At 60.0% G+C, this 5,498-nt stretch carries 4 protein-coding genes; all 4 read left to right on the top strand.

The genetic code is table 11. The annotated features are described in order from the left end of the window. Positions 1-319: 319 nt before the first annotated feature. The 4 genes from I4W09_RS10090 (at position 320) to xerD (ending at position 5,180) form a co-directional block, all read left to right on the top strand. Positions 320-1,801, top strand: coding sequence for a DUF1846 domain-containing protein (locus tag I4W09_RS10090; RefSeq protein ID WP_006234276.1), 1,482 nt, complete (start codon positions 320-322; stop codon positions 1,799-1,801). 256 nt (positions 1,802-2,057) lie between these two features. Beyond that, positions 2,058-2,396 (top strand): helix-turn-helix domain-containing protein, encoded by a 339-nt coding sequence (locus tag I4W09_RS10085; RefSeq protein WP_040358312.1) that lies wholly within the window; start codon positions 2,058-2,060, stop codon positions 2,394-2,396. Positions 2,397-2,574: 178 nt separating this feature from the next. Further along, entirely contained in the window at positions 2,575-4,236 is a 1,662-nt protein-coding gene (pyrG, locus tag I4W09_RS10080; RefSeq protein WP_006234274.1) for a CTP synthase, read from the top strand. Between the two features lie 2 nt (positions 4,237-4,238). After that, positions 4,239-5,180 carry a site-specific tyrosine recombinase XerD gene (xerD, locus tag I4W09_RS10075; protein ID WP_172544915.1) on the top strand — a complete coding sequence of 314 codons (942 nt, stop codon included), beginning with the start codon at positions 4,239-4,241 and terminating at the stop codon, positions 5,178-5,180. Positions 5,181-5,498 lie beyond the last annotated feature (318 nt).

Raw genomic sequence — 5,498 nt, 5'->3', positions numbered from 1 at the left:
AACCTCGTTGCGGCGCGGCTGCGCCTATGGCACTTCAACATCATTGTCGCAGCCCCGACCCGCGGTCACGAGCGGGGGCTCCTATCTTTTTAGTGCCCTCGGATTGGGTCATAGTGTCTGACTTTTGCTCCACCTGCGGCGCTGCCATTGTTGGTGTTATGGGGCGGTGCAATGGGGTCAGGTTAGTTTGCACCAAATATGTCCGACAAGAGGTTTGACGGATGTTTGGTTGGTGCCTGTTGATGGTCTGGGTATCGGGGAGGGCGGGCTCCGTTATAATCGCCTAGAACATTAAATGGAAACGGGACGGGAGCCATATATGCGCCAGGGTTTCGACAACGCGAAGTATATCGAGCTGCAGGCTGCTCACATTAAGGAGCGCATCTCGCAGTTTGGCGGCAAGCTCTATTTGGAGTTTGGCGGTAAGCTATTCGATGACTATCATGCGAGCCGCGTGCTACCGGGTTTTGAACCGGACAGCAAGTTCCGCATGCTCAAGAGCATCGCCGACGATGTCGAGGTTATCATCGCGATCAACGCGAACCACATCGAGAAAAACAAGGCTCGTGGTGACCTGGGCATTACCTATGACGAGGATGTGCTGCGCCTGGTTGACCTGTTCCGCGGCAACGGCTTTGCCGTCGCGGCTGTGGTCATCACCCAGTACGCTGGCCAGCCTGCTGCTGATGTGTTCCGCAACCGCCTGAACGCGCTCGGTATTCCCGCCAAGCTGCACTATCCCATCGAGGGGTATCCGCACGATGTCGATCTGATCGTGTCCGACGATGGCTACGGCAAGAACGAGTTTGTCGAGACCACGCGTCCGCTCGTCGTGGTCACCGCTCCCGGCCCCGGCTCAGGCAAGCTCGCCACTTGCCTCTCGCAGCTCTATCACGAGCACAAGCACGGCACCGCCGCCGGCTACGCCAAGTTCGAGACTTTCCCGGTCTGGAATCTGCCCCTCACGCATCCGGTCAACATCGCCTATGAGGCAGCAACGGCCGATCTCGACGATGCCAATATCATCGACTCCTTCCACTTGGAGGCCTACAACAAGACCACGGTCAACTACAACCGCGACGTCGAGGCCTTCCCGGTGGTCCGTGCTCTGATGGAAAAGATCCTGGGCAAGAGCCCCTATCAGAGTCCTACGGACATGGGCGTCAATATGGTCGGCTTTGCCATCACCGATGACGATGCCTGCCGCGACGCTTCCAAGATGGAGATCGTCCGCCGCTACTTTACCGCGGTCGAAAATGTGCGCCGTACCGGCGTGGGCGATGAGCAAGTCGACCGTCTCAAGATTATTATGAAGAAAGCCGGCATCGATAAGAACTACTCACCGGCGCGCTCGGCGGCCCTCACCAGGGAGCAGCTGACGGGTGGTCCCGTGGGTGCCATGGTCATGCCCGATGGCTCCGTGGTGACCGGTAAGACCTCCACGCGCCTGGGCGCCGCAAGTTCGCTCATTATGAACGCCCTCAAGCATGTCTCGGGCGTCGACCTTGAGCTCGAGGTCATTAGCGATGAGGCGATCGAGCCCATCAGCAAGCTCAAGACGCATTTCCTGGGCAGCAAAAACCCTCGCCTCCACACCGACGAGACGCTTATGGCGCTGTCGATCACCTCGGCCACGAGTGAGACGGCCGCTCGCGTCCTTTCGGGCCTGGAGCAGCTGCGCGGTTGCGATGCCTTCTTTAGCGTGATTATCTCGCCGACGGACGAGACGGTACTGCGCAAACTGGGTATCAACGTGTGCTGCGAGCCCAAGTTTGAGCGCCGCGGTTTCTTCCACCGCTAAGTTTGAAGCACCGCGGTAATTGCATTGCATTTTGGTCGTATCGGGTTGGCGCCCGGTACGGCTTTTTGATCAATAAAGCGCCTATTTCGGCGAAAAATAGCCGTTTACCTGCCTAGAAACAATTTGAGCGGTATACAATAACCGTAACTGTTTCATCCTTAGCGGGATGCCGCATGATGGATATTACCTGCCATCGTGAGGTGTGTCGGTCGCGCACGGCGCGTTAGATGCTCGTGCTCGGTTTGAGGAGGCTGCTATGGCGGGCAAGGGTCGTGCGAGTGTCAACGATATGAAGCGTGTTGAGGTGCTGGTGTTGATGGAAATCGACCAGCAAACCGAAGACAATGGCGGGCCGTATGGTTTCTCGCGCAAAACGCTTGCCGAGCGCGTGGGGGTTTCGCCGTATCGTGCCCGCGCCGCAATCGATCGCTTGGATTCCGAAGGCATGATTGATGTCGTCTCGCGTTATAGCGACGACGGCGGTCAGCTTGCAAATGGCATTTGCCTCACCGAACGTGGCGAGTGGTATCTTGAGGGCGTCCGTACCGGCATGCTCGTTCAAGAAATGCTTGAGGACGAGGTTGCTGATCGATAGCAGCATGTAACCCTTGCCATAGCGACGCCGCCTGGGAAACCGGGCGGCGTTTTGTTTCAAGATTGAGAAATGCAATCGCACGCGAGAAAAATTGCGAACGGTCCGCGGCGCGAGTATTACAATGAAGACCCGTAAGATGTGGATAAACAACTTCTACGGGAAGCGCAGGTAACTCAATATGACCAAGCATGTGTTCGTAACCGGTGGCGTGGTTTCGTCCCTGGGCAAGGGTATCACCGCGGCCTCGCTGGGCCGTCTGCTCAAGTCGCGTGGCTACAAAGTAACGATGCAGAAGGCCGACCCGTATCTGAACGTCGACCCCGGTACCATGAGCCCGTTCCAGCATGGTGAGGTCTTCGTTACCGAGGATGGTTACGAGTCCGACCTGGACCTGGGTCATTACGAGCGCTTTATTGATGAGAACCTGACCCGCGATTCCAACTTTACGACCGGTGCCATCTACAAAAGCCTAATCGCCCGCGAGCGTCGCGGCGACTTTTTGGGCGGTACCGTGCAGGTGATTCCCCACGTCACCAATGCCATTAAGGACAAGTTCCGCCGCATCGAGGAGCAGACCGGCTCCGATGTAGTCATCACCGAGCTGGGCGGCACGATTGGCGACATCGAGTCCCAGCCGTTTGTCGAGGCCATCCGTCAGTACCGCAAGGAGGCCGGCCCCGAGAACGTCTGCTACATCCACGTGTCGCTCGTTCCCTATATCGCCGCCGCCCACGAGGTCAAGACCAAGCCCACACAGCATTCCGTCAAGGAGCTCCGCAGCTTTGGCATCCAGCCCGATATTATCGTGCTGCGCTCCGACCACCATATCGATGACGCTATCCGCGGAAAGATCGCAAGCTTCTGCGACGTCGACACCGATTGCGTCTTTACCAACGAGGACTGCGCGAGCATTTACGATGTTCCGCAGCTGCTTGCCGAGCAGGACTTTGACCTGCGCATTTGCGAGCGCCTGGGTCTGGACCCGCGTGAGCGCGACATGAGCGAGTGGAACGAGTTCCTGCGCAAACAGAATCACGCCAACCATCACGCCGACAAGGTGAAGATCGCCGTCGTGGGCAAGTACACGCAGCTGCCCGATGCGTACCTGTCGGTTATCGAGGCCCTGCACCATGCGGGCGTCTTCTACGATCGCCATGTGGACGTCCAGCTGGTCGACGGCGAGAGCCTCGACGAGCAGAATGTCTCCGAGGTTCTGGGCGACGCCTCGGGCATCCTGGTCCCCGGCGGCTTTGGCAAGCGCGCCCTGGAGGGCAAGATCCTCGCGGCCGAGTTTGCCCGTGAGCACAAGATTCCGTATCTGGGCATTTGCCTGGGTATGCAGGTGGCCGTGTGCGAATTTGCGCGCAATGTCGTCGGCCTTGCCGGCGCCAGCTCCTCTGAGTTCGATCCGGATGGCCCGTATAGTGTCATCGATCTGATGAGCTCGCAGGAGGACGTGACCGAGAAGGGCGGCACCATGCGCCTGGGCGCCTATCCGTGCAAGCTCGCCGCCGATACCCTTGCTCGCGAGGCATATGGCGAGGAACTCGTCTACGAGCGTCACCGTCACCGCTTTGAGTTCAACAACGCCTTCCGCGACCAGCTCGAGGACGCCGGTTTGGTTATCTCGGGTCTGTCGCCTGACGAGCGCCTGGTCGAGATGGTCGAGCTGCCGCGCGACGTGCATCCGTGGTATGTGGCAACCCAGGCTCATCCCGAGTTCAAGAGCCGCCCGACCAACCCGCAGCCGCTGTTCCGCGAGTTCGTACGCGCTTCGATCGGCCAGCACGAGGGTGTCGACCGTCTGCAGGTGACGCCCATGAACCTCGCTACGGACTAAGGGTGCCGGCGAATAAGGAACATACCGAAGCTACTCCCTCGTCGCTCGCCGTGGCGGCGGGGGAGTATCTCGATTACCTCGCGGTCGAGCGGGGTTTGGCGCGCAACACGATTGCGGCCTATCGTCGTGACCTGACGACGTACTGCGCCTATCTGGAGCGGGCGGGTATTGTGTCTTTTGAAGAGGTGACTCGTCAGGTCGTGGAGGGCTTTGTCGCCGACCGTCGCGATGGGGGCTATTCCGATGCCTCGGTGGAGCGTGCGCTTGCAGCCGTGAAGGGCCTGCATGCCTTTTTGGTGCGCGATGGGGCTGTAGCCCAAAATCCAACGGCGGCGTTGCGCCTGCCTAAAAAGGCTGAGCGTTTGCCGGAGTATCTATCGGTGGAGGATGTCTCGGCTCTGCTCGATCAAGACTTCCCCGAGGGCGAGATGGGCTTGCGCGACCATGCCATCTTGGAAGTGCTCTACGGATGCGGTTTGCGTGTGAGCGAGTTGGTGGGGCTCGATGTGGGCGATATCCATATTGACGATGGCTTTGTACTCGTTCGCGGTAAGGGCTCAAAGGAACGCCTGTCCCCGCTGGTGGGAAGCGCGGCGCGAGCTCTGATGCTCTATGTAACTGAGGGACGTTCTCGCTTGGCGGCCCATGCCCGCGGAACCGAGACCTCGGCGGTCTTTTTAAATAAGAACGGACGTCGCCTGTCGCGCCAGGCCGTGCATGCGATATGCGAGCGGTATGGGCGTCAGGTGGGGCTGGTGGGGCTCCATCCCCATACCTTGCGCCACTCCTTTGCCACCCACATGCTCGCGGGCGGTGCCGACCTGCGTGTGCTGCAGGAGATTTTGGGCCATGCCGATATTTCGACCACGCAGGTCTACACGCATGTCGACCGCACGCAACTGACCGAGGTCTATCTGGCGGCGCATCCGCTGGCGCATCGTTAACACATCGCTCATATGACCCAATCCGCTGTCAAGAGCCACAATGGCCCCGCCGACCGCTTGCAATCGGTCGGCGGGGCCTGCCGTTGAACCCGTCCCGGTCCGCCCCCGGCATGTCGTCGACGCCTTCGGCTCAGTCTCATATCCGCGGATACCGTTCTGTCGGCCCGCACTCCATTCCTTCGGCGGGGCTCCCCAAGTCTGACTACGCGCATGCGGCCGCTGCCGCGCGCCCAGCGAAAGCGGGGGTATCCCCGAAGGCCGCCCGGCTCGCCGGGACGGGGGCTATGTCTATTCCGCGCCCTCCCGGCACATCGCGCC

The organism is Collinsella aerofaciens (assembly GCF_015670795.1).
Taxonomy (GTDB): domain Bacteria; phylum Actinomycetota; class Coriobacteriia; order Coriobacteriales; family Coriobacteriaceae; genus Collinsella; species Collinsella aerofaciens_Q.
This window is presented reverse-complemented; position numbering and strand designations above follow the sequence as displayed.

Coding starts and splice junctions, on each gene's coding strand:
- I4W09_RS10090 (WP_006234276.1), top strand. CDS start 320: ATGCGCCAGGGTTTCGACAACGCGAAGTATATCGAGCTGCAGGCTGCT.
- pyrG (WP_006234274.1), top strand. CDS start 2,575: ATGACCAAGCATGTGTTCGTAACCGGTGGCGTGGTTTCGTCCCTGGGC.
- I4W09_RS10085 (WP_040358312.1), top strand. CDS start 2,058: ATGGCGGGCAAGGGTCGTGCGAGTGTCAACGATATGAAGCGTGTTGAG.